General features: G+C 60.9%; 26 protein-coding genes and 1 other RNA gene. 19 read left to right on the forward strand and 8 right to left on the reverse strand.

The features are described from left to right. Positions 1-368 precede the first annotated feature (368 nt). From GBB14_RS10355 to GBB14_RS10375, 5 genes are all read left to right on the forward strand, one after another. On the forward strand, positions 369-656 hold the full coding sequence (locus tag GBB14_RS10355) for a hypothetical protein (protein WP_151530440.1): 288 nt from the start codon (positions 369-371) through the stop codon (positions 654-656). 341 nt (positions 657-997) lie between these two features. Further along, positions 998-2,494 carry a methylmalonyl-CoA carboxytransferase subunit 5S gene (locus tag GBB14_RS10360; protein WP_151530439.1) on the forward strand — a complete coding sequence of 499 codons (1,497 nt, stop codon included), beginning with the start codon at positions 998-1,000 and terminating at the stop codon, positions 2,492-2,494. Between the two features lie 45 nt (positions 2,495-2,539). Then, a complete protein-coding gene (locus tag GBB14_RS10365) occupies positions 2,540-4,102 on the forward strand; it encodes an acyl-CoA carboxylase subunit beta (protein WP_151588413.1) in 1,563 nt (520 codons plus the stop codon). Between the two features lie 35 nt (positions 4,103-4,137). After that, the gene (locus GBB14_RS10370; protein ID WP_151530437.1) at positions 4,138-4,398 is read left to right on the forward strand and encodes a hypothetical protein; all 261 of its coding nucleotides are present in this window, start codon (positions 4,138-4,140) and stop codon (positions 4,396-4,398) included. Between the two features lie 26 nt (positions 4,399-4,424). Further along, complete coding sequence (locus GBB14_RS10375; RefSeq protein ID WP_151530436.1) at positions 4,425-4,784, forward strand: biotin/lipoyl-containing protein; 360 nt, start codon at positions 4,425-4,427, stop codon at positions 4,782-4,784. A 95-nt stretch (positions 4,785-4,879) separates the two neighbouring features. Here GBB14_RS10375 and hisN read toward each other — a convergent pair whose 3' ends face one another. Continuing rightward, a complete protein-coding gene (gene hisN / locus GBB14_RS10380) occupies positions 4,880-5,665 on the reverse strand; it encodes a histidinol-phosphatase (RefSeq protein WP_151530435.1) in 786 nt (261 codons plus the stop codon). Between the two features lie 35 nt (positions 5,666-5,700). Beyond that, positions 5,701-6,543: an inositol monophosphatase family protein gene (locus GBB14_RS10385; RefSeq protein ID WP_151530434.1), complete on the reverse strand. Its 843-nt coding sequence runs from the start codon at positions 6,541-6,543 to the stop codon at positions 5,701-5,703. Between the two features lie 107 nt (positions 6,544-6,650). Between GBB14_RS10385 and prfB the strand changes: the two genes are divergently transcribed. The 11 genes from prfB to GBB14_RS10440 all read left to right on the forward strand — a co-directional run bounded on the left by prfB (position 6,651) and on the right by GBB14_RS10440 (position 15,786). Next, positions 6,651-7,757, forward strand: coding sequence for a peptide chain release factor 2 (prfB, locus tag GBB14_RS10390; protein WP_151530433.1), 1,107 nt, complete (start codon positions 6,651-6,653; stop codon positions 7,755-7,757). A 129-nt stretch (positions 7,758-7,886) separates the two neighbouring features. Beyond that, positions 7,887-8,576, forward strand: a complete 690-nt coding sequence (gene ftsE, locus GBB14_RS10395) for a cell division ATP-binding protein FtsE (RefSeq protein WP_151530432.1) — start codon at positions 7,887-7,889, stop codon at positions 8,574-8,576. A gap of 30 nt (positions 8,577-8,606) precedes the next feature. Continuing rightward, positions 8,607-9,509 (forward strand): permease-like cell division protein FtsX, encoded by a 903-nt coding sequence (gene ftsX / locus GBB14_RS10400; protein WP_151530431.1) that lies wholly within the window; start codon positions 8,607-8,609, stop codon positions 9,507-9,509. 423 nt (positions 9,510-9,932) lie between these two features. Then, entirely contained in the window at positions 9,933-10,949 is a 1,017-nt protein-coding gene (locus GBB14_RS10405) for a siderophore ABC transporter substrate-binding protein (RefSeq protein WP_151530430.1), read from the forward strand. 121 nt (positions 10,950-11,070) lie between these two features. Further along, complete coding sequence (locus tag GBB14_RS10410) at positions 11,071-12,069, forward strand: ABC transporter permease (protein WP_151530429.1); 999 nt, start codon at positions 11,071-11,073, stop codon at positions 12,067-12,069. Continuing rightward, positions 12,070-13,146: an iron chelate uptake ABC transporter family permease subunit gene (locus tag GBB14_RS10415; protein WP_151530428.1), complete on the forward strand. Its 1,077-nt coding sequence runs from the start codon at positions 12,070-12,072 to the stop codon at positions 13,144-13,146. Next, a complete protein-coding gene (locus tag GBB14_RS10420) occupies positions 13,143-13,898 on the forward strand; it encodes an ABC transporter ATP-binding protein (RefSeq protein WP_151530427.1) in 756 nt (251 codons plus the stop codon). Before GBB14_RS10415 ends, GBB14_RS10420 begins: the two co-directional genes overlap by 4 nt. A 69-nt stretch (positions 13,899-13,967) precedes the next feature. Beyond that, positions 13,968-14,468 (forward strand): SsrA-binding protein SmpB, encoded by a 501-nt coding sequence (gene smpB / locus GBB14_RS10425; RefSeq protein ID WP_151530426.1) that lies wholly within the window; start codon positions 13,968-13,970, stop codon positions 14,466-14,468. Between the two features lie 130 nt (positions 14,469-14,598). After that, positions 14,599-14,984: a transfer-messenger RNA gene (gene ssrA, locus GBB14_RS10430) on the forward strand. 154 nt (positions 14,985-15,138) lie between these two features. Then, positions 15,139-15,423 carry a hypothetical protein gene (locus GBB14_RS10435; RefSeq protein WP_151530425.1) on the forward strand — a complete coding sequence of 95 codons (285 nt, stop codon included), beginning with the start codon at positions 15,139-15,141 and terminating at the stop codon, positions 15,421-15,423. 171 nt (positions 15,424-15,594) lie between these two features. Next, positions 15,595-15,786, forward strand: coding sequence for a hypothetical protein (locus GBB14_RS10440; protein ID WP_151530424.1), 192 nt, complete (start codon positions 15,595-15,597; stop codon positions 15,784-15,786). A 372-nt stretch (positions 15,787-16,158) separates the two neighbouring features. Here the strand turns inward: GBB14_RS10440 and GBB14_RS10445 are convergent, their stop codons facing one another. Continuing rightward, entirely contained in the window at positions 16,159-17,187 is a 1,029-nt protein-coding gene (locus GBB14_RS10445; RefSeq protein WP_151530442.1) for a PTS sugar transporter subunit IIC, read from the reverse strand. Positions 17,188-17,600: 413 nt separating this feature from the next. On the opposite strand from GBB14_RS10445, the gene GBB14_RS10450 reads away from it, so the two are divergent. Next, entirely contained in the window at positions 17,601-19,013 is a 1,413-nt protein-coding gene (locus tag GBB14_RS10450) for a PepSY domain-containing protein (RefSeq protein ID WP_151588414.1), read from the forward strand. On the opposite strand, the gene GBB14_RS10455 is transcribed toward GBB14_RS10450, so the two are convergent. Next, complete coding sequence (locus GBB14_RS10455) at positions 19,010-19,747, reverse strand: SDR family NAD(P)-dependent oxidoreductase (RefSeq protein WP_151530422.1); 738 nt, start codon at positions 19,745-19,747, stop codon at positions 19,010-19,012. The genes GBB14_RS10450 and GBB14_RS10455 overlap by 4 nt on opposite strands. An 8-nt stretch (positions 19,748-19,755) precedes the next feature. Continuing rightward, positions 19,756-19,932 (reverse strand): hypothetical protein, encoded by a 177-nt coding sequence (locus GBB14_RS10650; protein WP_192796233.1) that lies wholly within the window; start codon positions 19,930-19,932, stop codon positions 19,756-19,758. A 49-nt stretch (positions 19,933-19,981) separates the two neighbouring features. Here GBB14_RS10650 and GBB14_RS10460 point away from each other — a divergent pair, with 49 nt between their 5' ends. Beyond that, positions 19,982-20,641: a hypothetical protein gene (locus GBB14_RS10460; RefSeq protein WP_151530421.1), complete on the forward strand. Its 660-nt coding sequence runs from the start codon at positions 19,982-19,984 to the stop codon at positions 20,639-20,641. 98 nt (positions 20,642-20,739) lie between these two features. Here GBB14_RS10460 and GBB14_RS10465 read toward each other — a convergent pair whose 3' ends face one another. From GBB14_RS10465 to GBB14_RS10475, 3 genes are all read right to left on the reverse strand, one after another. Beyond that, positions 20,740-22,158 carry an MFS transporter gene (locus GBB14_RS10465; protein WP_151530420.1) on the reverse strand — a complete coding sequence of 473 codons (1,419 nt, stop codon included), beginning with the start codon at positions 22,156-22,158 and terminating at the stop codon, positions 20,740-20,742. A gap of 117 nt (positions 22,159-22,275) precedes the next feature. After that, positions 22,276-22,992 carry a purine-nucleoside phosphorylase gene (gene deoD / locus GBB14_RS10470; RefSeq protein WP_151530419.1) on the reverse strand — a complete coding sequence of 239 codons (717 nt, stop codon included), beginning with the start codon at positions 22,990-22,992 and terminating at the stop codon, positions 22,276-22,278. A gap of 209 nt (positions 22,993-23,201) precedes the next feature. Next, positions 23,202-24,737, reverse strand: coding sequence for an AbgT family transporter (locus GBB14_RS10475; RefSeq protein WP_225976691.1), 1,536 nt, complete (start codon positions 24,735-24,737; stop codon positions 23,202-23,204). A gap of 403 nt (positions 24,738-25,140) precedes the next feature. Between GBB14_RS10475 and GBB14_RS10480 the strand changes: the two genes are divergently transcribed. Then, entirely contained in the window at positions 25,141-26,709 is a 1,569-nt protein-coding gene (locus GBB14_RS10480; protein WP_151530418.1) for an SDR family oxidoreductase, read from the forward strand. Positions 26,710-26,904 lie beyond the last annotated feature (195 nt).

Here is a 26,904-nt window from a genome sequence, read left to right on the forward strand (position 1 = left end):
GGATTGATTCAAGGGGCGGGCCCGTGAAGGCGGTGCGTGGCGGAGTTATTGGCGGCTTCAGAGGGGGTTTCTGAGTGGGCTCTGAGGGCATGGGGGTAGCCATGGGGGTGATTTCTGAGGTTGTTCCATCTCGCCCCTCTGGATCGTTGTGACGGAGGGTGGCTGGTGCTGCCGCGCCTGAAATCTGCGCTTTAGCTGGAGGATCTCTATGGGGCTGTGGAGAAGCTAGGTGTCGGGTTGAGGAAAACTGGGATGAACCGGTGGTTAACGTTGGGAAAGTTATTGCAATCGTTTTGTCTGTCTCTTAGGGTTTGGTGTGTACGTAAACAGCAGTCACGTAGTGGCTACGATAAGAGGAGACGGTAGTTATGTCTTTCGTTCTTCAGATCCAGGAAATCGTTGAGGGTCCGATCAAGGACCTGTATATCGAGGCGGGCAGCTCTCTGCCTACCTTTGCTCCGAACTTTGTCCCTGAGGAGGTTGACTTCTCTCAGGGGCAGTTCTCCAGCGAGTGGTTGAATGGCCAGACCTTCTCCTCTGACTGGGGCTCCGAGGGGCTTTCCAGTGAGTGGTTCAATGGTCAGACCTTCTCTTCTGAGTGGGGTTCTGACCAGCTCGTCACCTTGGGCAATCTCAACCTTGCCGGCGGCGAATAAGGCTTCTTGAGCTTTTACATTCCCCGGACTGCGTGTGAACGCGGGCCGGGGTTTGTTTGTTTGTGGGGGCTAAACCTACGTCATCGTAGCCTGAACATTGTTCATGGGTGGGAGATTGCTCACACATAGATGGGTGTTTGTGGGGGTGCCCACGTATTTAAAGACGTGGGATGAATGTCCGGCTTTGTGGGTTTATCTGCTTTTTGCTCACTACGAGGGTGAGAGCGAAGGCATTGCAGGCAATCTCCCCTGTGTCAATGTGGGTTTCCTGTGCTATCGTGTCCGATCGTCCGTGAGCTTTGATCGGCACTGGGGGTTTAATCCCACTAGGCTGAAGCAGTATGAGCCCACAAAAGATCGGCGTAACCGAAGTCGCTTTCCGCGACGCGCACCAAAGCCTGTTTGCAACTCGTTTGGCCATGGAGGACATGGTCGATGTCTGCGAGGAGATGGACCAGGCAGGCTTCTGGAGCGTGGAGTGCTGGGGCGGCGCAACCTATGACGCCTGCATTCGATTCCTGAACGAAGACCCGTGGGAGCGCCTGCGCACCTTCCGCAAGCTGCTGCCCAACTCGCGCCTGCAGATGCTGCTGCGCGGCCAGAACCTCCTCGGTTATCGCCACTACGAGGACACCGTGGTGGATAAGTTCGTGGAGAAGTCCGCAGAAAATGGTATGGATGTCTTCCGCGTCTTCGATGCGTTGAATGATCCGCGCAACCTCGAGCACGCCATGCAGGCCGTGAAGAACGTGGACAAGCACGCCCAGGGCACCATCTGCTACACCGTATCCCCGCTGCATGACGTGGAGGGCTATATCAAGCAGGCTGGTCGGCTGCTGGACATGGGTGCTGATTCCATTGCGCTGAAGGATATGGCCGCTCTGCTCAAGCCCCAGCCGGCCTATGACATCATCCGCGGTATCAAGGAGACCTACGGCGAGGACACGCAGATCAACGTGCACTGCCACTCCACCACGGGCGTCACCATGGTCACCCTGATGAAGGCCATTGAGGCCGGCGCCGATGTCGTGGACACCGCTATTTCCTCGATGTCTCTCGGCCCAGGACACAACCCCACCGAGTCTCTCGTGGAGATGCTCGAGGGCACCAACTACGAGACTGATCTGGACATGGACAAGCTCATTACTATCCGTGACCACTTCAAGAAGGTGCGCCCGAAGTACAAGGAGTTCGAGTCCAAGACTCTGGTGGACACCAACATCTTCCTCTCTCAGATACCCGGTGGCATGCTCTCCAACATGGAGTCCCAGCTCACCGCCCAGGGTGCGGGCGACCGCATTGATGAGGTGATGGAGGAAGTGCCGCGCGTGCGCAAGGACGCCGGCTTCCCTCCGCTGGTCACCCCCTCCTCTCAGATCGTCGGTACCCAGGCCGTTTTCAACGTGCTCATGGGTCGCTACAAGGTACTCACCGCCGAGTTTGCCGATCTCATGCTCGGTTACTACGGCGAGTGTATCGGCGAGCGTAACCCCGAGCTGATCAAGCAGGCTGAGGAGCAGACCAAGAAGGAGCCCATCACCTGCCGTCCGGCCGATCTGCTCGAGCCGGAGTGGGACCAGCTCACCAGCGCCGCCGAGGAGCTCGATGGCTTCAACGGCACCGACGAGGATGTTCTCACTAACGCACTGTTCCCGTCCGTGGCACCGGGCTTCTTCAAGACCCGCCATGAGGGCCCGAAGAACGTGGGCAAGACCGAGGAGCAGATGAAGAAGGAAGCAGAGGCCGCCTCCGGCTCTGCCAACGCCGTGCGGGAACCCATCAGCTACCGCGTCACCGTGGGTGGCCGCAGCGAAACCGTCAAGGTGGAGCCCGCCTAAACGCGGACCACGTAGAAACATACGAGAAGAGGAAAGCAGTAGACAATGGCTGACACTCACGAGCCAACAATGCAAGAACGCCTCGACCACCTTGCCGAGGAACGCAAGCGCGTCTCTCAAGGTGGGGGAGCGGACCGCCTAGACAAGCAGCACCAGCGCGGCAAGCTCACCGCCCGCGAGCGCGTAGAAAAGCTGCTGGATCCGGGCACGTTCCAGGAAACCGGCATGTTTGCCAAGCACCGTACCACCCACTTCGGAATGGATAAGGCTGATGCCCCAGCCGATGGTGTGGTCACCGGTACCGGCGTGGTCTTTGATCGCCTGGTGCACGTTGCCTCCCAGGACTTCACCGTCATGGGCGGCTCCGCTGGCGAAACCCAATCCAATAAAGTGGCCCAGACCATGCGCGAAGCTGGCGTGACGGGTACGCCCTTCGTGTTCATCAACGATTCCGGCGGAGCCCGTGTGCAGGAGGGTATCGATTCTCTCTCCGGCTACGGCAAGGTCTTCTACGAGAATGTCTCCCTGTCCGGCCTCGTGCCGCAGGTGTCCATCATTGCCGGCCCCTGCGCCGGTGGCGCCGCCTACTCGCCGGCCCTGACGGACTTCATCATCCAGACCCGCAAGGCCAATATGTTCATCACCGGCCCCGGTGTGATCAAGTCGGTCACCGGTGACGATGTCACTGCGGAGCAGCTCGGCGGCCCCGATGCCCATATGGCTAAGGCTGGCAATATTCACTTCGTCGCCGACGATGATGAGCAGGCTATTCTCATCGCACAGAAGCTGCTGAGCTTCCTGCCGCAGAACAACACCGAAGAGCCGCCGATCGTCGATCCCGACCCCGTGGTGGAGCCCGACGAGTCGCTGCGCGATATCGTCCCCGTCGAAGGCAAGAAGGGCTACGATGTGCGCGAGGTAATCGCCCGCATCGTGGACCACGGAGACTTCCTCGAGGTCCAAGAGGGCTTCGCCCGCAACATGGTGGTGGGCTTTGGCCGCATGGTGGGCCGCACCGTCGGCATCATCGCCAACCAGCCCAATGTGGTCTCCGGTGTGCTGGACATCAACTCCTCCGATAAGGGCTCCAGCTTCATCCGCTTCTGCAACGCCTTCAACATCCCGCTGGTCACCCTCGTGGACGTGCCCGGTTTCATGCCCGGCGTGGCCCAGGAACACGGTGGCATCATTCGCCACGGTGCGAAGATGCTCTACGCCTACTCCGCCGCATCGGTGCCGAAGGTCACCGTGGTGTTGCGCAAGTCCTATGGTGGCGCCCACCTGGCTATGTGCTCGAAGGACCTGGGCGCAGACCGCGTATTCGCCTGGCCCACCGCGGAAATCGCTGTGATGGGTGCCGAGGGCGCGGTGAACGTGGTCTTCCGCAAAGAGATCGCCAACGCCGAAGACCCCGAGGCCAAGCGCGAGGAGATGGTGGCCGAGTATAAGCGCACCTTCTCCACCCCGTACATGGCTGCCTCCCGCGGCTTGGTGGATGACATCATCGACCCGGCTGATACCCGTGCGGTCATCGCCAATGCGCTCGAGATGCTCCGCAATAAGCGCGTCACCCGCCCGTTCAAGAAGCACGGCCTGGGGCCGGCCTAAGCCGCCGCCGAGAACGCAGCGAGGGAGAAATAAGTATGAAACCGAAAAGCAATGAAGAGCTCTACCAGCTCATCCAAAAGCTCAACACTCGCGTGAGTCTGCTCGAGGATGAGGTCAAGGAGCTCCGGGCTCGCTCGGATCAGGATATTCCTGAGGATGTGCTCTTTGCCATCAGCGCGGCCGTGTCGGCCTACTTGGGCAATAAGGGCAAGGTCAAGGCTGTGCGTTTCCAGCGTCACCGCACCTGGGCGCACCAAGGCCGCCAGATCATCCAAACCCGCTCCACTCACCTGTAGATCAAGTTGTTAAAGGTATAAGCATCATGAAACTGAAAGTTACCGTCAACGGTATCGCCTACAGCGTGGACGTTGAGGTTGAAGAAGACAAGCGCACCCTCGGGCCGATCGTGTTCGGCGGCAGCTCCTCGCCGTCCGCCGAGCCGGCCACCGCCTCCGTGCAGGGTGTCTCCGCTAATGCCGTTGTGGCGCCACTGTCCGGCTCGGTCAGCAAGGTGCTCGTCAGCGAGGGCGAGGAGATCACTGCCGGTCAAGTGCTGGTAGTTCTCGAGGCCATGAAGATGGAAACCGAGGTCACCGCGCCCGCCGATGGCACCGTGGCCACCATCAACGTGGAAGCCGGCGACTCCGTCCAAGGCGGTCAGTCGCTCATCGACTTGGCCTAAACCGGCCGCCACGCGCACCCACATACACGCACTGCTCCCTGCACCATCCTCCATCAGGAGGGGTGCAGGGAGCAGTGCGCTATCAGCGCTAGTGCCTAGCGGGAGAAGCGGCTGAGCAGCTCATCGTGGAGCAGCCCATTGCTCGCCAAGGCGCTGCCGCCATGCGGGCCATCCTCGCCCTCGACCGAGGTGAAGCGGCCGCCGGCTTCGGTGACCAGCACGCTCAGTGCGGCGAGATCCCAGAGCGAGACTTCCGGCTCGAGGGCAATATCTACCGCCCCCTCCGCGAGCAGGGCATAGGAGAAGAAATCTCCATAGCCACGCAAACGCCAGGTGTCCTCACTCAAGCGAACAAACTCCTCCAGCTGGCCGCGCTCCTGCCAGCCGGCCAAAGAGGAAAAGGACACCGATGCATCCGCGAGAGACGACACCTGGGAGACCCGGATGCGGCGTGGCGAGGCGCCGTGGGGCTGCGCCCATGCGCCCTGTCCGGCGCTGGCCCACCAGCGGCGGGTAAGCGCTGGGGCGGAGACCACACCCACCACGGGCTCGCCGTCGACAAGCAAAGAAATAAGGGTGCACCACACCGGTACGCCGCGGACAAAATTCTTGGTGCCGTCGATGGGGTCGATCACCCACTGCCGGCCAGCCATGGTGGTATCGCCGCCGAATTCCTCGCCCAGGATGCTGTCCTGGGGGCGATCGATGGCCAGCCGCTCGCGCAGCGCCTCCTCGCAGGCGGTGTCTGCATCGGAGACGGGGGTGAGATCCGGCTTGGACTTCACCTGCAGGTCGGCGGCGTGAAAGCGGTCGATGGTGATGCTATCGGCGATGTCCGCGAGCTCGAGGGCGAGGGCGAGATCCTCGGCATAGGTTGGCACAACAGGCTCCTTGAGAGATATCAGTAAACGGCTTTTTAAGACTCTAGGGTGGCGCGAATCTGCTCCACGGCTTGGGCATTACCGGCGATAGACCACGTCACGCCACCGGCCTCTACCTGGGCAGTAGCGCCGCCGCTTCCCTCCACGAGGGCGCGGCCGGGTAGCCAATCCCAGCAGGGCACCGAATGCTGCATCCATGCCCCCATCGTGCCATCGGCCACGCTGGCTAGGTCCACGCTGCCCGCGCCCCACATGCGGATGGTGGAGGGCAGCTGCGCCACTGCCTGCCATGCGCCGGCCACCTCGGCATTGCCCACATAGGTGGGGTGGAGGTAGGTGGCTAGGGGGATGGTGGAGAGATCGGTGTCGCTGAGCGTGGGAAGGGATTTGCCATCGCGGGTGGTGGGGATATCAGGGCCGCCAAACCAAGTGTAGCCCATATCGGGGCGGTGGACGGCGCCGAAGTGCACCTGTTCGGGTTCGTCAGGGGTACCGCTGACCAGCGCCAGAGCGGAGCACCAATAGTCGGAGCCGCGGGAGAAGTTGAAGGTGCCGTCAATGGGGTCGATCACCCAATAGCGGCCGGAGGTGGATTCCCGCGAGCTGCCCTCCTCGCCGCGCACCCCGTCCTCGGGGCGCAGCGCCTTGAGCGCATCAGAGACAAAGCTCTCGGCAGCGCGATCGGCCTCGGTGACTACATCTGAGACGCTGGTTTTGCGCTCGGTGGTGATGCCCACCTCCCGCATCCGCCACGCTAGCCGGCTGGCGTTATAGACCAATGCCTGCGCCAACTGCTCATCGGAGCGGTCTTGCTGGGCGACAACAAAAGTAGAAGTGACGGAGGAGATCATCTCAGCTAAAGAACTCATGTCCACCATTGTGCCTTGTCTGCCGCGCGCAGGTGTGCTGAAGGAGCGTGCGTGGGGGAGTGGCACGCTCTGCCCGCGTTCGGCGCGGTTGAGAGATATGCATAGAATGAACAACTATGCGCCCCGAGATTCAGCACCAGCATGCGAGCCTAGATTCCACCCTGAGCACCCTGGAGAAGGTACTTGACCCGGTGGGGCTAAGTGACGCCGTGCGGGAGCTGGAGATGAAGGCCGCCGATCCCTCGCTGTGGGATGATCCCGAGCACGCCCAGAGCGTCACCACGGAGCTATCCAATAAGCAATCCCAGCTCAAGCGGCTCACCCAGTTGCGCCAGCGGGTAGACGATCTGCCAATTATGTACCAGTTAGCCGAGGAAGAGGGCGAGCCAGAGGATCTGGCCGATGAAGAGCTGCGGGCGCTGCAGAAAGAGATCGAGTCGCTGGAAGTAACCACCATGCTCTCCGGCGAGTATGACGCCCGCGAGGCCGTGATCAATATCCGCTCGGGCGCAGGTGGCGTTGATGCCGCGGACTGGGCCGAGATGCTCATGCGCATGTACACCCGCTGGGCGGAGAAGAAGGGCCACAAGGTGGATGTCTATGACATCTCCTATGCGGAGGAGGCGGGCATTAAATCCGCCACCTTCGTGGTGCACGGCGAGTACATGTACGGCACCTTGTCGGTGGAGCAGGGGGCGCACCGTTTGGTGCGGCTCTCGCCCTTCGATAATCAAAGCCGCCGCCAAACCTCCTTCGCCGAGGTAGAGGTGCTGCCGGTGGTCGAAAAGACCGACCATATCGACATCCCCGACTCCGAGATCCGGGTGGATGTCTTCCGCTCCTCTGGTCCCGGCGGGCAGAGCGTGAATACCACCGACTCCGCGGTGCGACTGACCCACCTGCCCACAGGGCTGGTGGTGAGCTGCCAAAACGAAAAATCACAGCATCAGAACAAGGCTTCGGCCATGCGCGTGCTCCAGGCCAAGCTGCTGGAGCGCAAGCGCCAAGAAGAACGCAACGAGATGGACGCTCTCGGCGCCGGCGGCAATGCCTCCTGGGGAAACCAAATGCGCTCCTATGTGTTGCACCCCTATCAAATGGTGAAGGATCTGCGGATGAACTACGAGGTCAATGATCCCACCAAGGTTCTTGAAGGCGACATCGATGACTTCCTCGAGGCCGGGATTCGCTGGCGCATCGCCCAGAACTCCGAGGAGGACTAGCTCGGCCTATCTCCATGGGATCGGCGCAGGTGAGCGTCGATAAGCGCGCGGCAGGAATGTGGGGGCGGACTTTAACACCAACCAACAGCAGAGTTTTCAATGTGACTGCTGGGAACTAGGGTGGTTCATGTGATCACGTTTGATGGTGTAACCAAGACATATAAGACGTCCACGCGTCCTGCGCTGGACAATATCAACCTAGAGATTGAGAAGGGCGAGTTTGTCTTCCTGATCGGCCAATCGGGTTCGGGCAAGTCCACCTTCCTGCAGCTGCTCGTGCGCGAGGAAGACGTGACGAGCGGCGATATCTACTTCGATGACTTCCACGTCAACGCCTTGCGTGGGAAGAAGATTAATGAGCTCCGGCGCAAGATCGGCTTCGTCTTCCAAGACTTCAAGCTGCTGCCAAAGAAGAATGTGTACGACAACGTGGCCTTTGCTTTGGAAGTAATTGGCAAGGATAGAAAGGCCATCGACAAGCTGGTGCCCGAGACTCTCGAGATGGTCGGCCTTGAAGCCAAGGGCAATCGCATGCCCCATGAGCTATCCGGCGGCGAACAGCAGCGCGTGGCCATCGCCCGCGCCTTCGTGAACCGGCCGCTGTTGCTCTTGGCCGATGAGCCCACCGGCAACCTTGACCCGCACACCTCCACGGACATTATGGTGCTGCTCAACCGCATCAATAAGACAGGCACCACCGTGGTGATGTCGACGCACAACGCTGGTGCGGTGGACGCCATGCGTCGTCGCGTCATCGAGTTGGATCTGGGCAAGCTCGTCCGTGATGACGTCCGCGGCGTCTACGGCGAGGGCAATTAAGTAGCAGCGGGACAATAAGGAGACAACATTATGAGGCTTGGAATCGTGCTGCGTGAGGCCCTGCAGGGGCTCGGACGCAACATCACCATGACCATCGCGTTGGTGATTACCACCGCAATCTCGCTGGCACTGCTGGCCACCGGCATTTTGGTGACCAACATGACCGAACGCACCAAGGATATCTACCTGGATCGGGTAGAGACCATCGTGCAATTCGACGAGGAGATCTCGGCCAACGATCCCACCTGCGAAAGCGATGCCTGCCGCGAGATTCGCGAGCAGCTCGACGGTGCCGAGGGCGTTGAGGCCGTGACCTTCCGCTCCCGCGCCGATAGCTATGAGCGCTTCGTGGAGCTCTTTAAGGACACCGACCCCCAGCTGGTGGAATCGACTACCGAGGATGCCCTGCCCGCTGCATTGCACGTGCAGCTGACGAACCCGCTCGATGATTCCCCGCTGGAGCCCATCCGCGACAAGGAGCAGGTTATCGCGATTATCGACCAAAACGATGATGTCCGCGCGGCCACCGATAACCTTGATTCGATCCGCAACGCCACCTTCCTGATCGCCGCGGTGCAGGCCGTGGCGGCGATGTTCCTCATCGCCAATATGGTGCAGCTCGCCGCCTATCACCGGCGGGAAGAAACCAAGATCATGCGCATCGTCGGCGCCTCGCGGTGGTATACCCAAGCGCCCTTCATTTTGGAGGCCGTATTCGCCGCCCTCATCGGCTCGGCGCTCGCCGTTGCCGGGCTTTTCGCCGGCAAGAAGCTGGTGGTGGACCAGGCCCTGTCCGATCTCTACTCCTCCCACATCATCGCGCCCGTGCTCGACCAGCACGTGTGGGTTCTCGCCCCGGTGATTGCACTCATTGGTGTGGGTTTTGCGGCCATTACCGCAGACGTGACCCTGCGCATATACGTGCGGAAATAGTTTCCGCCGCAGCGCTTATCGACGCCCACCTGCCGCGCAGCTTTCTTGAAAGGGAAGAAGCGTGTCGGCCGGTGGGCGTTGTGCTGTCTGCTGGGTACGGAAGCGTAGGGGCAGAGCGGAGGCATGCCTACCCGATATGGGGGTAGTGAATGCGAGAATATCCTCGGCTTAGGCTGTTGAGGCAGTCCTAAGTGAGCGAAAGCTAAATTAACCCTAGGAATTGGGGGTAAGGGTGCGTTAACCTTTCTCTGTGTCGAAGCAGATCCGCCACAGAAGCGGCTGTCGCATAGGTGGCGACGTGGGCTTCGACGTTTCGCTGTCGCGTCGAGTGAGACGCACTCGCACGGACTGGGCGCCGTACCTGCCGTGGTTGTCGGCCACATGCATGGTGGACGCTCTCGATGAAAGGACGATTAACCCAATATGAAGAAGCACCTTCGCTTTACTGCTCTCAGTGCCATTGCTGCACTCAGCCTCGCTGGCTGTGCCACCGGTGAGGACAGTGGGTCCGCTTCCTCTTCTTCCTCCGCAGCGGATGGCTCCGCCTCCAGCGAAGAGGTAAAGATGGTCAGCGTCACCGATCAATTCGGTGAGCACGAAGTGCCGGTGGATCCGCAGCGCGTTGTGGCTACCGATAACCGCATCCTCGAGACCCTGCAGGACTGGGATATTCCGCTGGTGGCGGCCCCACAGGACATCATTCCCACCACCATCAGCTATCGCACTGACGATTCCGTGGTGAACATCGGCAATCACATGGAACCGGACCTCGAGGTCATCGTGGCCGCAGAACCCGACCTAGTGTTGAATGGTCAGCGCTTCCAGCGCATGTACGAGGACATCAAGTCGCTCGTGCCCGATGCAACGGTGCTCGACTATGAGATTGAGGAAGGCGAAAACCTCGGCGAGGAGCTGAAGCACCAGATCACCGACGTGGGCAAGATTTTCCAGCGCGAAGACGACGCTAAGAAGCTCAACGATAAGTTTGATGAGTCGGTCGCCGCCGCCAAGGAAGCCTACGACCCTGATCTCAGCGTGATGGCCGTGATCGTCTCCGGCGGTGAAATCGGCTATGTGGCCCCCACCGTGGGCCGCACCCTGGGCCCGGTGTTCGATCTTCTGGACCTCACCCCGGCCCTCGAGGTGGACAACGTCTCCGATGACCACAAGGGCGATGACATCTCCGTGGAGGCTATCGCCGCGGCGAACCCCGACCTGTTGCTGGTGATGGACCGAGATGCCGCCGTGAAGGCCGACGATCCCGACTACACCCCGGCCCTGGAGGTGCTCCGCAACTCTGAGGCGCTCAAGGACGTCCCCGCGATCCAGAACGACGCCATCATGGTGATGGATAACGACACCTACACCAATGAGGGCATCCAAACCTACACTGAGTACTTCAACGCTATTGCGGAGAAGCTCAAGGCTCTGAAGAAGTAACGCGTGGTCCACACCCGCGTGGGCAGGTCGTGCACCACCACGCGGGTGTGGCCTGTGTTGTCCCACCTGTGCGCGCAGCCTGCAGGCTGCGCCACGTATCACTTAAGGAGCTACCACAGCGATGAGCACCCCCGCCGTTACCTCTGCCGATGGCCGTGATTCGCGGCCCGCACGCCGCACCACCCGCAACTCGGTATGGGATTGGAAGCTCGCTGTGGGCATCGTGGCGGTGGCGGGACTGCTGGCGGCCTCGCTTCTCGTCGGGGTGCATGACACCTCAGAGATGCTGAACATCACCCGCATCCCCCGCACCATTGCTCTCGTGCTGGCAGGCGCCGCCATGGCGCTGTCGGGATTAGTGATGCAGCTGCTCACCCAGAACCGCTTCGTGGAACCCACCACTACCGGAACCACGGAATGGGCGGCTCTGGGCTTGCTTTTTGCCATGATCATCTTCCCGAACCCGTCGCTGACCGTGCGCATGGTCTCCGCGGTGGTGTTCGCTTTCATCGGCACCGTGGTGTTCTTCCTCTTCTTGCGCCGAGTCAGTCTGCGCAGCTCCCTGATCGTGCCCATCGTGGGCATCATGCTGGGAGCGGTCATCAGCTCCATCTCCACCTTCGTCGCCCTCCAAGTCAATATGCTGCAGCAACTCGGCATCTGGTTCGCCGGCAGTTTCACCTCGGTGCTGCGAGGACAATACGAGGTGTTGTGGCTCGTGGCCTTCGTTGTCGTGGCGGTATGGATCTTGGCGGATCGCCTCACCGCCGCCGGCCTGGGCCAGGACCTCGCCACCACCATCGGCGTGAATTACAATCGCGTCCTCTTAATCGGCACCCTCATGATTGCCTTCGCCACTGGAGTGGTCACCGTCGTCGTGGGCAACCTGCCCTTCGTGGGCCTGATCGTGCCAAACGTGGTGTCCATGATCCGCGGCGATGACCTCCGCTCCAACCTTCCTTGGGTGTGCCTGCTCGGCATCGGCATTGTCACCGTCTGCGATCTCCTTGGCCGGCTGATCATCATGCCCTTCGAAATTCCCGTGTCCGTGATACTCGGCATCGTCGGGGCCGTCGTCTTTATCGGCCTGCTTCTCTCTCATCGAAAGGGCAGAATCTAGATGGCTTCTTTTTCGCTTATCGACGCCAACTCTCAGCCTTCTCCATCCTCGGGCTCTGCCGATTCCGCCGCGCCGCGGCATCGCACACTCGCCTTCGGCTCCAAGCGCACAGCTCGGCGCTATTGGTGGCTTATGGCAGCACTGAGCGTGGCCGCTGTTGCGCTCGCAGTGCTGCTGGTGTGGTGGGACAACCCGATGGAGGTGGGCAGCCGCGGCTTCTGGCTCATCGCGGAGCGGCGTTCCTTCTCGGTAGCAGTGATGGCGATTGTCGCCATCTGCCACGGGCTCGCCACCGTCGCCTTCCAAACGGTGGCGAATAACCGCATCGTCACCCCCTCCATCATGGGCTTCGAGGCCCTCTACATCACCATCCAGACCAGCCTAGTGTACTTCCTCGGAGTATCTGGATTTATTGCCTTCTCCGGGCCGATGCAATTCGGCGTGCAGGTCGTGGTGATGGTGCTGCTGGCGCTCATGCTCTATGGGTGGCTCTTGGACGGGCATGGAAGCGATATGCAGCTGATGCTGCTCATCGGCATCATCATCGGCGGCGGTCTCACATCGGTGTCCACCTTCATGCGCCGCATGTTAAGCCCCAGCGAGTTCGATGTGCTCGCCGCGAAGATGTTTGGCTCGGTCAATAACGCCGATTCTTCCTACCTGCCCATCGCGATACCAGTGATGATCGTGGCCGCCGTCATTCTGCTCGGCAAGTCCCGCACACTCAATGTGCTCGCCTTGGGCAGGGAAGCCACCACGAATCTGGGCGTGAACTACCGGCGCCACACCATCATCGTGCTCACCTGCGTGGCCTGCCTCATGGCTGTATCCACCGCGCTCATCGGGCCCATTACCTTCCTCGGCTTCCTCGTCGCCACCTTGTCCTACCAGGCCGCGGATACCTATGACCACCGGCGGATTCTGCCGATGGCGGCCCTGCTGGGCTTCGTTGTGCTGGCGGGCGCCTACTTCGTGATGAAGCACATCTTCTACGCCCAGGGCGTGGTGTCCATCATCATCGAGCTCGTCGGCGGCCTGGCATTCCTCATCGTGATCCTTCGGAAAGGTACCCTATGATTCGTCTGACCAATGTTTCCAAAACCTATGGCTCGGACACAGAGATCGGGCCCGTGGACCTTGAGATACCAACCGGTGGCATCACCGCACTCGTCGGCCCCAATGGTGCCGGAAAGTCCACGCTGCTGACGATGATCGGTCGCCTCTTAGGAATGGATAGCGGCACGATCACCGTGGCTGGCTATGATGTGGCCAGCACCCGCTCGGAGGATCTCGCACACGTGCTATCGATCCTGCGCCAAGACAATCACTTCATTACCCGCCTCACCGTGCGCCAGCTCGTCAGCTTTGGGCGTTTCCCCTATAGCAAGGGGCGGCTCACCGCCGAGGACGAAACGATCATCGAGCGTTATCTGGACTTCTTCAAGCTCACCGACCTCGAGGACCGCTATCTCGACGAGCTCTCGGGAGGGCAGCGACAGCGCGCCTATGTGGCGATGGTGCTCGCCCAAGACACCGAATACGTGCTGCTCGACGAGCCACTGAATAACCTCGACGTAGCCCACTCCGTGTCCATGATGAAGCACCTGCGTACTGCCGCCCGCGAGCTGGGGCGCACGATCATCGTGGTGCTGCACGACATCAACTTCGCCTCCGCCTATGCCGACCAGATCTGCGCCGTCCAAAACGGCGACGTGCTCTACTTCGGCCCGCCCGAGGAGATCATGACCGGAGAGATTCTCACAGAGATCTTCCACACCGAGGTCACCTGCATGGAAGGGCCCGAGTATCGCGTTGCCGTTTATCACTAATTGGCGGCGAACCCGGGAGGGGGAGAGCGTAGGGCTCGGGACGAGTGCACGCTAGACTGGGGAGCTGTTATGAGCAAAAAGAAGAAGAAGCAGCAGCGCGCCGGAAAAGACGCCGTGGTGGCAACCAATAGGCGAGCGCGGCATGACTTCACCATCCTGGACACCTACGAGTGCGGCGTCGCTCTCGTCGGTACCGAGGTGAAATCCATCAGGGAAGGGAAAGTCTCCCTCGCTGACTCCTTCGCCACCATCGATAGGGGAGAGGTGTGGCTGCAGCACCTCAACATTCCCGAATACTCCATGGGTACCTGGACCAACCATTCTCCGCGGCGCAACCGCAAGCTGCTCTTGCATCGCCGTGAGATCGACTCCCTCGAGGGCAAGGTACGCGATGGGAAGCGCACCTTGATTCCGCTGAAGCTCTATTTCAAAGATGGCCGGCTCAAGCTGGAGCTCGGACTGGCCGAGGGTAAACAGGCCTATGACAAGCGCCAAGACATTAAAAAGCGCACCGAAGAACGCGAGATCACTCGCGAGCTGGGGCGGCGGATCAAGGGCATCAACGTTTAATTAGTGCCAAATTAGTGCCTCATCAGCGCAGCCCCTTGGTGGGGCATTGTCAGCGCTCATTGTGAGGTGTAAGATGGAGCTTCCTGTGAACGGATGAGCACAACACCCGACCGTGTCACAGAACGAACGAGGGGCTGATTTTTGGTTTCGACTTCGTACACTGATCCAGGGGAAGCGTGCCGGTGCAGGCTACTGACCACCGATTTAAGCGTCGTAGTAAATAAAATAAACGCAGAGAAGACCTCTCAGCGTGACTACGCCCTCGCTGCCTAATCAGCGACGCGTGTCTGTCGGCCTAGGGTAGTTCCCGCCCTAGTTCCCGGCATCGACTTAAGGGAACTTGCCCACTGGCTGTGTTGACGGGGCCAGCGGGGACTCTTACCGACAACTGGGCTCATCATCCGGATGTGTTCGTCCAAGCCGGAGAGCCGAGTAGAGATCAGCGCACGAACTGCGCACGGAGAAGCCCTGGTGAGATGACGAAGGACCCGGGTTCGATTCCCGGCAGCTCCACTAACAGCATTTCCCCTAGTAGTTTTCTACTAGGGGTTTTGTTGTGTTTATGCTGGTTGAGGGGTGTTAGCTGTATGGCACCAACGGTGTCGACCGTGGTGCAGTTCAGTCCCGCGCCTCCCCTGTGAAGGAGAGAAGCTGAGGTAGGAGGCTGGTGGTGGATTTCCCGACGTTTGAAAGCCGCGAAGACGTCTACGAGTTCGTCATCGCGTCCGGCCCCTCTATACCTGATTGGGTCATGGACCAAGTTCAGAAAGAGGAAAAATACAGTGAGTATGGATACGCAATAGCGCACTACATGCTTGCGGCCCAGCACTTCGGGATGGACGATTGGGCGCCCTATACCGTGCGGGAAAATATCAAATCATTCATCGACGATGACGGCCTCGACATCCTCACTGAAATCCTCTCGGTTGATCCAGACACCTTGGAGGTGCTCTAGCCCAACTGACCTTCTACGCCACGTTCTTTGTGGGTGGTGTTGGTGGATTCCTGGTTGGTTGAGGCTGAGCGTGATTCCCAAGGTGGACACTAGCCCTGCATTATGCGTCATCGAGGAATCGCTGGTGTGGGGATTGTGTTATTCCCGCTGTGGCTACTCCTAAGTGCAGTCATGGATAACGATTCAGTCGATCACGCCCCCGAGAGCACAGATCAGGTATTCGACAGCAGTGCCGCTAGCGTTGCTGGTGGCGAGACCGCGGGCGAGGCGGAGATGTCTGTCGAACAGCTAGGCAAAGAGCTAGGGACGATGCGCCGAATTCGTGGTGTGTGCGGCTGCGTGGCCCCTGGTGCGGCGGCATGAGGAATGCGCCTATCGGGTTTGTGTGTGTTGAGAAAAAGAAAGTGCTGTGGCAACGAAAAGCGCACACTACTACAGAACATCACTGCCATCCGCTAAGAACTGTGAATAACTCGCTGCGTCACGGCAGAACCTAATGTGTTTCTCTATATTCCTCGATATTCTTTCCACACTGGCGGCCGTGAGTGGAAAAAGTGCACTGTGACTGAGACAAGTGCATCTAACCCTATTCGAATGACTTTCTTTCGTGAGCTGCCCCGTACTCGGCTGGATATGTGAACGGTGAAAAGGCGGCGCAGTGAGCAGCGAACGTAGCGCCGAGATCGGCCGCTCCCCGCGCACGAGCCCCCAGTGCTAGAACTAGGAGCGCCCGCTCTAGTCAAACTCGAGGGCGTAATCCTTGGGGGAGGTAATCGGCAGCAGCTTTTGGAAAATGAAGGTGAAAAGCAGCGAGAGCGCAATGGGGGCCACAAGGAAGATGAGGAGCACGGTCGCGAGGGGGCTGCCGGTGTTATAGGCGGCGAGTGGGCCCACCGCACCGGTGATGCCGAAACCGGCGGAGATGGGGGTGCCCGCAATACCGGCCGCGCCTCCGATGGCGCCCAATACGGCAGCGTGGGCGAGAATCGGAATCATCATCACGGGCCGTTTGAAGGCGTTGGCCATCTGCATCTTCGGAGAACCAAGTAGGTGCAGAATCGCGGTGCTGAAGTTATTTGCCTTCCACCCGGCGACCATGAGGCCGAAGCCTGCTGCAACAACGCCGAGGTTCGCCGTGCCGGCGGCGACGCCATCCATCATGATCGCCGTGGCCAAGCCCACCGTCGAGACAGGGGAGACGATCAGGGCGGCAAAGATCATGGCGAGCACAATGCCCATGAGGATCGGTTGCAGCCCCGTGGTGCCATTGATAAGGCCGCCGAGCCATTCGGTGAAGATTTTGACCAAGGGGTAGGTGACGATCCAGCCAATGCCGCCGGCAATCACCGTCACCAAGGTGGACATTAGCAAGATGGTGTAGGACTTCAATCGGTCGCCGATGAGATAGATCAAGCCGATAGCCAGCGCGGCGGTCAGGCCGGTGTTGATCACCAGGCCGGTGCCTTGGAGGTGAAAACCGCCCTCGGGATCCACGGTGGCAACACCCGAACCGCACATGGCGGCAATGCCCACTGCCGCGGTCTGGATGGGGGTGAGCTTGAATTGCATCGCCACCAGCACGCCAATCAGCACCGGCAGCGTGGATGTCGCCATACTCACCACGGTGATGATCTGTGCGCCAAAGGGAAAGACCGGGAGAAGCGCTGTCAATAATGCGCCCAGAAGGGCTTGGGGAACGAGGGCCACAACGACGGCGATGGAGATGCCATTGAGCACCTTGAGAGTGAACTCCCATGCAGTCATTCGCGGCGGAACCGTGGAGGGGTCCGGATTACTCACCGGTTCATTGACTGCCAGGGGGCCGTCGGGAACCTCATCCGGCTGAGATTGTGTCTGATTGGTTGCTGCGTGGCGCTCGTTCTTAGTCACATATGATGACTCAACCAAATACGTGGGTGCAGCCCAAATTTCGCCCCGCACGGAGGGGTAGCTGAGCGTCGCCAAGAGTGGCTGCTACCTCGCTGTATTCCGATGATGTCAGGGTTGGTAGATGCCGCCCACAAGTAATTTTGCGCACATATCAACAAATATGCAAAGCATTAATGAAAATGAATGAATCCTCCAGTTCTGGAACTAAAACTTGGAACTCGGGGAACTTTTCACGCAGCGTTTCCGACAACTGAAAGCGAACCCATGTGAGAAGTCAAGGAGAACGTATGCCCGAAAAGCCACAAAGACGTTCTCGGCGTCAAAGTGGATTAGGCGCATTGGTGCGTCGAATCCACTTCTATGCCGGAATGTTTATCGGACCATTTCTATTCGTTGCGGCAGTAAGCGGTGCACTTTATGCTGTGGCGCCGTCGATGGAATCGGTTGTATATCGAGATATTCTGCGTGCACCGGGCTCCAGTACGTCTGTTTCACTCGAGGAGCAAGTGCGGGCCGCCCACGACGAGCACCCTGATCTGCCTATTGCGCAGATTTGGCCTTCCTCGGAGCCCGGAGAAACGACGCGCGTGCTGCTCAGCGACGAGTCAGTGGGGGAGAAGCGCTTGCGTAGCGTCTTTGTGGATCCCGCCACCGCAGCGATCGTGGGAGATGAGCCCACCTATTCCGGTCTCGGCGAGCTGCCAATGCGTTTCTGGATTTCGGGTCTGCACAAGAACCTGCATCTCGGAGACCCAGGTGCGCTCTACTCGGAGATGGCGGCGTCGTGGATGTGGTTCGTTGCGCTCGGCGGGACGTATCTCTGGTGGAGGCGGACTCGGAGCGTCAGGGGCTCGCTGCGCGGTATCGCGAATACGGCCCCCGGTAGCCGGAAGCGCATGATGAATTGGCATGGCGTCGCTGGGGCGTGGCTGCTCGTGGCGATGATCGGGCTGTCTATCACGGGTATCACCTGGTCCAGCGTGGCTGGCCAGAATGTGTCGGCCACGGTGACAGCACTGAACTGGAAGGCCGAGCCGATCGCTACAGAGTTGGCTGGAGACGCTGCGGGAAACGCGGAGCCGCTGGAGGCGGAGACGATAGCGGCACAGTCCGATCGAGTGCTGGCCACTGCTCGCGAGGAGGGGCTCACGGGATCCCTCCGCCTCTTCCCCGGCGAGGACACCGCGACTGCGTGGCAGGCCAGCGAACGCTGGGTGCCCTATCGCCTCGGTAGCGACGCGGTCTCTATCGATGGGGCGAATGGAGAGGTTGTCGACAGGCTGCCCTTTGCGGAGCTGCCGGTATTTTCCAAGCTGACGTCCTGGGGCATCTACATGCACATGGGCATCATGTTCGGCCTGCCGCTGCAGATCCTGCTGTGTGTGGCCGCGCTCGCCATGGCGGGACTGGTGGTGACGGGCTATGTGCTGTGGTGGAAGCGGCGTCCAACCGTGGGCGCGCTGGCTGGAGTGCCGGGACCGCGGGGTCAGCTCAGCGGCATGGACTGGGCGATTATCGCCATCTTCCTCGCCACCGTGGGCACCTTCCTGCCGCTGTTCGGGGCAAGCCTGTTGGCCATGCTCATCGTGGATCGGATCCTCGTGCGCCGTGCCCAGCGCAGCAAGCACCGCAGTAACCGCGCCGCTGAGAGCGCCGCGCCCCGCGATCGAGAACCGGTGGTCGCCGCGGCTGCGCCCTAGGCGAGTACCGCGCCGCCATCAACCGGCAAGATAGCGCCGGTGACAAAGGAGGCCTCCGAAGACAGCAGCCAGGCCGTCGCGGCGGCAATGTCTGAGGGGGCGCCGAAGCGGCCCAGCGGCACCTGGGCTCGCTGCTCCTCCTTTAACTTTTCAGGCAGGGTGTCGAGGGCGGCGGTGGCGATGGGGCCAGGCGCCACGCCGTTGATGCGAATGCCGGAGGGTGCATAGTTCAGCGCCGCGGTCTCAGTGAGGCCGACCACGCCGTGCTTGGCTGCAATATAGGGGGAAAGATGGGTGCTGGCCTGCAGCCCGCCGATGGAGATGATATTCACGATCGCTCCAGCCCCGACTCTGGCGAAGTGCTGCAGCTGTGCGCGCATCCCAAAGAAGGTGCCGCGCAGGGTGACGTCGATAGCTCGATTGAAGGTTGCGGTGTCGATCTCTCCGAGTGGTGCGGGCGGGGCACCGAGGCCGGCATTATTCACCGCGGCATCTAGGCGGCCATAGGCGTCCACGGCGCTGGCGACGAGGGCGTCATTGTCCTCGGGGCTGCCGGCGTCGGCATGCACCCACGTGGCGGTGCCGCCGGCGTCGGTGATCTCCTGCACGGTCGCGGCCGCCGCCTCGTCATTAATATCCGAGACCACCACCGCGTAGCCCTCGCTGCCCAGCCGGGTGGCGATGGCTCGGCCGATTCCCTCCCCAGCGCCGGTGATCGCTACCACGGGGGGCATCGATGGGATTAGGAGGCATAAGATTCCTCCTCGAATACTGGACTGTGCTGGTTCTGCCCCGAGATTAGGCGCAGTGGCAGGGTGGGTGCAGATTTATGCTTATCGACGCCGCCATGAAGCAATTCCGCCCCACTGCCGCAGGCGGCTACCATGAGACGGGGTGGATGCGCGTGCACGACCACCACGATAAGTTTCCTTCCCCCCTTCTACCCGCATATATAAGGAGCCCGCCGCGTGCTCGAAGCCTTGACCTTTGCTTTCGTCGATTCGATTAACGTGCTCCTGATCGGGGTGGTTGCTGCTATCGGGGTGAGTTTGCCGGCTCGGGATCGGCTGTATCCGCGGGTGGCGGCGCTGCTTATTGTCGGCGACTGGCTCGGGGTATTTTCGCTGGCGCTGGTGACGCTCTTTGTGTTCGATGGCATCGGTGATGCGGTCAAGCACTTCGTGGACTCCCCGTGGTTCGGCGCGCTGCTCATCGCTGCCGGCCTCTTGATTGGGCTCATGGCGCTGCGGGGCGGCTCCAACTCGCAGCTGATCGACCATATCCTGCGCCCCTTGCAGCGGCCCTCGGCGTTGACGATGCTGACTGGTTTCATCCTCGGGCTGGCGCAGTCCGCCACCTCGGGGCCCTTTTTCGGTGGGCTGGCGGTGCTCTCTGCGGAGGGATTGACGGATATCGACCGCTATCTCGGCCTGGTCTTCTATGCTTCGGTGGCGCTGAGCCTGCCCACCCTATCGGCACTCGCGGTGGGGCTGGTGCGCAACCGGCCACGCTCCACCCTAGGATCCGCGGTGCTGTATGCCCGCGAGCACCCGGAGAAGGTGGCCCGCAACGCCAGCTATGTGGTGGCGGCATTATTGGTGGTACTCGGCCTGATCTATACCTTCTAGCCGGCTGACTGCCTAAAGATGCCGCACAAAAAGCGCCCCGCTGCGTGCGCTTCCACCTAGTGGAAGCGCACGCAGCGGGGCGGTGAGTATGGGGGCAGCTAGGCGTTCGCCCGGGCCTCGCTGCGAGCCTCGGCCCGGCTCATCGAGCGATCGCTGATGATATAGACCGCAAGGGCAATGGCGGAGAGCAGCACCAGCAGCCACAGCACCGAGGAGTAGGTGGCGTCGGGGCCGTCGCCACCAAAGAAGCGCACGTCCATCTCCACGAGCTTGGCCGAGTAGGCAATGCCCAGCGGGACGGCGATATTGATGGTGAGGTTGTAGAAGCCGATGGCGATACCCGTCTTGGCGGCGGGGATGGTGCGCACCGCCGAATTAACCAGCGGGGCGTACATCACGGCGAAACCTGCCGAGAACAGAATCATGGCCAGAGACAGCACCCACAGGTTGGTGTTGATCAACACGGCGGTCAGCACCAGCGACAGGATGATCATGCCGATGGCGGTGATGATGGCCTGGCGGGAATTGAGCACCTTCGCCACCTGGCCGGAGAGCGCACCCACCACGGCACCGGCGGCATAGCCTGGGGCCAGCACCAGCGAGGCCTGGGCCAGATCGCCGCCGTGGACGTTTTCCACCGCGCCGGGAATCACGATCACCGACAGTCCCAACTGGGTGGAGTAGAGGATGAGCACGATCACCAGCGCCCACACATAGCGGCCATTGTGGAAGAACTCGGGACGCACCACGGTGTTGCTATGGGTGCTGATATGCCAGATGAACAGGGCGATACCCGCCACGGTGAGCAGCAGCCAGCGGAGCTTGAAGTCCTGCATGTACAGCATCACGCTGGTGGCCACCACGGCCACGAGGAAGAGGCCAAAGATGTCCATATGTCCGCCTGCAGAGGCTTCCTCGGGCACCGTCTTGAGGATCACCGGAATCGCCAGCACGGCAATCAGGGCAATGAGGAACATCGCGGTCCACGAAATATAGGTGGCCACAAAACCACTGGTGAGCGTGCCGAAAAGCAGGGCGAGTTGGAAGGCAGAGGTGGAAAAGCCAAGGTAGGTCTTTTGGTCTTTCTCGGAGAGGTGCTTCGTTACGTAGATAACGTAGAGCGTCTCCGCGGCCGCCAGACCGCAGGTTTGGATGATGCGGCCGGTGAGCACCATCGGCCAATTGCCTTGGAAGAAAAAGCCCACCAGCGAGCCGATGGCCATGAGCACAATGCCCACGATCATGAGCTTGCGGATGCTGATCACATCGGCCAGCGCGGCGTAGACCACCGCGCCGATGCCGATCACTATGCCGGCCAGGCTGGCCTGCAGGGAGGCGGTATTAGTGGAGATGCCCAGATCCTGCGCGATCGGCAGCGTCATGAACTTAAAGCCATTATCGATCACCAGGCAGAACACGAAGCTGAGAAGCAGGATCGGTACGGCTGCCTTGGGGTTAATCGCGGGCGCAGTGCGGGCGGAGCTCGGTGCGGAGCTCGAAGAAGATGAGGTTGACATGGCCTCCACCAAGTAAAAAGGGGTGCGGAAAAGGGGTATCGGGGCAGGTCGATGCCCCTCGCCGCCGCGCTATGCGGAACGAGGTGGGCGTCGACAAGCGAAAAGGGGCGAGCCGATTTAGACGGCGGCCAGCGGCAGCGCGAGCTCCATCATCGTGGTGAAGGCGGTCTGGCGCTCCTCGGCGGTGGTCTTTTCGCCGGTGACAATATTGTCGGAGACGGTGAACAGGCCCAGCGCCTCGGCGCCGGAGGCCGCGGCCACGGCAAAGAGACCCGCGGATTCCATCTCCACGCCGAGCACGCCCATGCGCGACCAGCGCTCATTCACGGTCTCATCGGCGTTGTAGAACACATCGGAGGAGAGGATATTGCCCACGTGGGTGGTCACGCCCTTGTTCTTGGCCTCCGCCTGCAGCGCCTCGAGCAGGCGGTAGGAGGACAGCGGGGCGAAGGTGCCGGGCAGGTTGTACTGGTACATGAAGTTCGAATCCGTGCAGGCGCCCTGCGCCACCACGACCTCGTAAAGGCCGAGGTCCTTCTGCAGCGAGCCGCAGGAGCCGATGCGGATGATCTTCTTCACGTCATAGGTGTTGTACAGCTCCCAGGAGTACAGCGAAATCGAGGGAATGCCCATGCCGGAGCCCATGACGGAGACCTCGTGGCCCTGATAGGTGCCGGTGAAGCCCAGCATGTTGCGGACCTCGTTGAAGCAGATCACATCCTCCAGATAGGTCTCTGCGATGAACTTCGCGCGCAGCGGATCGCCGGGCATGAGTACGGTGTCCGCGATGGGGGCGCCCTTGGGGTTGATGTGGGGGGTAGCAATATCTGCCATGGTGAGAACTCCCTCGAGTTTGAACGCTTATCGACGCCCACCTGCTGCATCCTGCACGGTGGCGCCGGAATGACATCCCCAAGGCTAAACCCGCCTAAGAACAAAAGTCAATGGCAGAATTTACATTTGTTCACGATCTGTGGGGTTTATCACCAACGCCCCCGCCATCACGAGGATGACGGGGGCGGTAGTCAGTGATTGGGGCGGGATTAGCGCACCGGCACACCGGGGCCCAGCGGGATGCCCAGGGCGTACCAGAGGATGAAGAAGAGGAACCAGCCCACGAGCATGACCAGCGAATAGGGGATAGCCAAGCTCATGAGCGTGCCCACACCAGCCGGCTTGTAGTACTTCTGCAGGAAGGACAAAGCCAGTGCGAAATAGGGCGACATCGGGGTGATGATGTTGGTGGGGGAATCGCCCACGCGGAAGAGCATCTGCGCCACCTCGGGCGAGATATTCACATACATCAGCATGGGCACGACCACCGGAGCCATCAGCGCCCACTGCGCGGAGCCGGAGGTGATGAAGATATTCAGCACCGCCACCATCAGCACCAACGCGCCAAAGAGCACCACCGGCGGCAGATCGGCGCTGGTGAGGAACTCCGCGCCCTTAATCGCCGTCCACTGGCCGATATTGGACCACTGGAAATAGGCGGTGAACTGCGAGACGGCGAAGAACAGCACCAGCATGGCGGTCAGTGTATCCAGGCCCTTTTCCATGAACTCCGGCACATCGCTCGAGCTGGTGATGGTGCCCATCACCTTGCCGTAGACCATGCCGATCACCGCGAAGAGCAGGGCAATCGAGACCACAATGTCGGTGAGCAGCGGGGAGTTCAAGATGCCATCGCCCTCGCCGCGCATCGGCGAGCCGGGAATGAAGAGCAGGGCGAACCACGCGGCCATAAACAGCAGGGCAGCCCAGCCGGCGGCCTTCAGCGCTTTCACTTCCTGCGAGTGCACGGAGAGATCATCCGCCGAGCCCTCGTCCTCCAAGTGATCGGGGGTGTTGAAGCTGGCCTTGTCGTAGTTGATCTTGGACTCATCGACGGTCTTTCGCACATGCTTCGTCACGAATAGCTCCGTCACCGCGGTGATCAGCAGGGAAAGAACCACTGCCGAGGCCATAGAGAAGAAGTAGTTCGCCAGCGGCGAGACCACATACTCTGGGTCCACAAAAGCCGCGGCCTGGGTGGAGATACCCGCCAGCAGCACGTCGGTGATATTCAGAATCAGCGAAGAGTTGAAGCCGGCCGAGGAGGCCGCGAAGGCCACCATGGCGCCCACGATCGGGTTGCGGCCTACCGCATTAAAGGAGGCGGCACCCAGCGGAATCAGGATCACATACACCGCATCCGAGGCGATCGAGCCGGTCACACCAGCCAAGGCCACCGCGAAGGTGAGCATGGCGGGATGACGCACCTGGGCAATCGCGGAACGGATCGCGGCCGAGATGAATCCCGAGTACTCCGCCACCGCGACACCCAACATGCACACCAGGATCAACCCCAGTGGGGCGAAGGACACGAAATTATCCACCGCGTCCGTGACCATCTTCTGCATGTACTCCGCGGTCATAAGATTGACCACGTCGATAGTCTCGCCGGAGCCAGGATCGGTGGCAGACATGCCAATCCGCGCCCCGATCCAGGAGCTCAAGATCACAATGCCCGACAGAATAACGAAGAGCCAGAAGGGGTTCGGCAGGGCATTGCCGACCCTTTCGATAGCTCCCAGCATGCCCGTGGACTCGCGTGCGGAGTCGCCGCCCGCGGGCTTATCAGCCACGGCCGTGGCTGTACTGTCGCCCTGGTGCTGCGACGCATTCTTTTCATTTTTCTCGAGGTTTTCGCTCATTGGCGCACCTTTCATGTACAGTCTCCGGCCTCTGAAGAGGAGAGGGCGCGAGCTGCGGGTAGCAGACATAGGGCTATCCACCTAGGCCCCTGCCGGGCGGCGGTGATAGCTGTGACACGCCTGAATATGCGGCAGGAATGGCCTAAGTTAGGGACCTACGCTAACAAATAGTGGCCTAGATCTCATAGCACCGCTCAGCGGTGCGGGGGCGGCGCAGTGCTCTAGCGGCGAGAATCATGCCGAGAAGCTGCGACGATAGGGCGGATTGCTTGGTAGGGTGGCGAGCATGAACTACCAGGAGAAGTCCGTGGTCAACCACAGCGCCGAGCATCCTGAACGGCGCGTCCTCGTGACAGGGGCTACGGGCTATGTGGGCGGTCGTCTTGTTCCCGAATTGCTCGCCGCCGGCTTCAGCGTGCGGGTCACCTCCCGCAGCAAAAAGAGCCTCGCCCGCTTCGATTGGTACGAGGATGTCGAGGCCGTCGAGGTAGACCTCCAAGACCAGCAGAGCGTGCGCGCCGCCTGCGAAGACATCGACGTGCTGTTCTATCTTGTGCACTCCATGGGTGGAGAGGAACAGGATTTCGAAGAGGTGGAAAAGACCGTAGCCACCGCGGTGGCCACCGCCGCCAGCGACGCTGGGGTCAGCCAGATCATCTATCTCTCCGGCCTCTATCCGCAGGATGTGCCACTGGAGAAACTATCCAAGCACATGCGCTCCCGCGAGCGCGTGGCGCAGATCCTGCTGGAATCTCCCACCCCGACCATCGTCTATCGCGCCGCCACCCTCATTGGTTCCGGTTCCGCTTCCTTCGAGATCATCCGCCACCTTGTCGAGCGGCTGCCGCTGATGGTGGCGCCGAGATGGATCACCAACAAGATTGAGCCGATCTCCATTCGCGATACCTTGTACTACCTAGTGCGCGCCGCTGATCTCGAGCAACCAGCGAACCGCGGCTATGACATCGGCTGCGGCACAACCTATGAGTTCGCGGATTTGCTGCGCCAATACGCCACGGTGCGCGGGTTGAAGCGCTGGATTGTCGGCATGCCGATTTCGCTGCCCATGGACAAGCTCTCGGGCATGTGGATCGGACTGGTCACGCCCGTACCGGAGGGGCTGGCCATTCCGCTGGCCCAATCCATGCAGGAAGACGCTGTCACCGCAGAACACGATATCGCCGAGCTCATCCCGGATCCCGATGGCGGCCTCAGCGATTACCGCACCGCGGTCAGCCGTGCCATCACCAAGGACACGGAGGGTGGGGTAGACACCTCTTGGGATAGCAGCTGGAAACACGCCGGCACCGCCTCCAGCACCATAACGGGAGATAGCGATGATCCTGCTGCCTCCCAGAGCAATGACCCCACCTGGGCCGGCTCGGATATCTACCGCGACGTCCGTGTCCGCCGCACCCCCGTGGAGATCGAGAAGGTCTGGTCCGTCGTGGAAGGAATCGGCGGGCACACCGGCTGGTACTCCGCCACGATCCTGTGGCAGATCCGCGGGTTCATCGACAAGCTCATCGGCGGCCCTGGCCTCGGCGGCCGGCGCGACCCGCGCCACCTCGAAGTCAATGACCGACTCGATTGGTGGCGGGTCGAAGACGTCGACCGCCCGCACAAGCTGGTGCTGCGGGCAGAGATGAAGCTCTCCGGCGAGGCCTGGCTGGTCATGGAACTCAAGGAGGTCGAAGACGAGGAAGGGAACCGCACCGAATACACCCAAACCGCGCTCTATCAGCCCAAGGGCCTGCTCGGACGGGCCTATTGGTGGGCGGTGGCTCCTTTCCACTTCTTCGTCTTCCCCCTGATGGCCCGCAATATTCTCGACGAAGCCGCCTCAACCACCTAGCCCCAGCGGTATTCAGCTAGCGTTCACCTCCCAGCGCTGAGCTTTTATAGCCTGCTCTGGGAGGTGTTTTTGGGTGTTGTGCTGGGGTTTTGGTGTTGGGTGGGGGTTGTGTGTAGTGTTTTCGGAGTCAGCGAGGCGGCCGGCGCGGTTGTGTTGGTTGTTTTGTTGGTGGTGAAGGTTTTACCGGGTGTTGTT

Source organism: Corynebacterium sp. 51B (assembly GCF_008930785.1).
GTDB classification, from domain to species: Bacteria; Actinomycetota; Actinomycetes; order Mycobacteriales; family Mycobacteriaceae; genus Corynebacterium; species Corynebacterium megadyptis.

Bases quoted from the DNA above. Each gene is read 5' to 3' on its own strand.
- GBB14_RS10450 (WP_151588414.1), top strand. From the start codon at position 17,601: ATGCCCGAAAAGCCACAAAGACGTTCTCGGCGTCAAAGTGGATTAGGC.
- GBB14_RS10475 (WP_225976691.1), bottom strand. From the start codon at position 24,737: ATGCTGGGAGCTATCGAAAGGGTCGGCAATGCCCTGCCGAACCCCTTC.
- GBB14_RS10375 (WP_151530436.1), top strand. From the start codon at position 4,425: ATGAAACTGAAAGTTACCGTCAACGGTATCGCCTACAGCGTGGACGTT.
- GBB14_RS10440 (WP_151530424.1), top strand. From the start codon at position 15,595: ATGGATAACGATTCAGTCGATCACGCCCCCGAGAGCACAGATCAGGTA.
- smpB (WP_151530426.1), top strand. From the start codon at position 13,968: ATGAGCAAAAAGAAGAAGAAGCAGCAGCGCGCCGGAAAAGACGCCGTG.
- prfB (WP_151530433.1), top strand. From the start codon at position 6,651: ATGCGCCCCGAGATTCAGCACCAGCATGCGAGCCTAGATTCCACCCTG.
- deoD (WP_151530419.1), bottom strand. From the start codon at position 22,992: ATGGCAGATATTGCTACCCCCCACATCAACCCCAAGGGCGCCCCCATC.
- GBB14_RS10385 (WP_151530434.1), bottom strand. From the start codon at position 6,543: ATGGTGGACATGAGTTCTTTAGCTGAGATGATCTCCTCCGTCACTTCT.
- GBB14_RS10360 (WP_151530439.1), top strand. From the start codon at position 998: ATGAGCCCACAAAAGATCGGCGTAACCGAAGTCGCTTTCCGCGACGCG.
- GBB14_RS10465 (WP_151530420.1), bottom strand. From the start codon at position 22,158: ATGTCAACCTCATCTTCTTCGAGCTCCGCACCGAGCTCCGCCCGCACT.
- GBB14_RS10420 (WP_151530427.1), top strand. From the start codon at position 13,143: ATGATTCGTCTGACCAATGTTTCCAAAACCTATGGCTCGGACACAGAG.
- GBB14_RS10415 (WP_151530428.1), top strand. From the start codon at position 12,070: ATGGCTTCTTTTTCGCTTATCGACGCCAACTCTCAGCCTTCTCCATCC.
- GBB14_RS10355 (WP_151530440.1), top strand. From the start codon at position 369: ATGTCTTTCGTTCTTCAGATCCAGGAAATCGTTGAGGGTCCGATCAAG.
- GBB14_RS10445 (WP_151530442.1), bottom strand. From the start codon at position 17,187: ATGACTGCATGGGAGTTCACTCTCAAGGTGCTCAATGGCATCTCCATC.
- ftsX (WP_151530431.1), top strand. From the start codon at position 8,607: ATGAGGCTTGGAATCGTGCTGCGTGAGGCCCTGCAGGGGCTCGGACGC.
- GBB14_RS10410 (WP_151530429.1), top strand. From the start codon at position 11,071: ATGAGCACCCCCGCCGTTACCTCTGCCGATGGCCGTGATTCGCGGCCC.
- GBB14_RS10370 (WP_151530437.1), top strand. From the start codon at position 4,138: ATGAAACCGAAAAGCAATGAAGAGCTCTACCAGCTCATCCAAAAGCTC.
- GBB14_RS10405 (WP_151530430.1), top strand. From the start codon at position 9,933: ATGAAGAAGCACCTTCGCTTTACTGCTCTCAGTGCCATTGCTGCACTC.
- GBB14_RS10480 (WP_151530418.1), top strand. From the start codon at position 25,141: ATGAACTACCAGGAGAAGTCCGTGGTCAACCACAGCGCCGAGCATCCT.
- GBB14_RS10365 (WP_151588413.1), top strand. From the start codon at position 2,540: ATGGCTGACACTCACGAGCCAACAATGCAAGAACGCCTCGACCACCTT.
- GBB14_RS10455 (WP_151530422.1), bottom strand. From the start codon at position 19,747: ATGCCCCCCGTGGTAGCGATCACCGGCGCTGGGGAGGGAATCGGCCGA.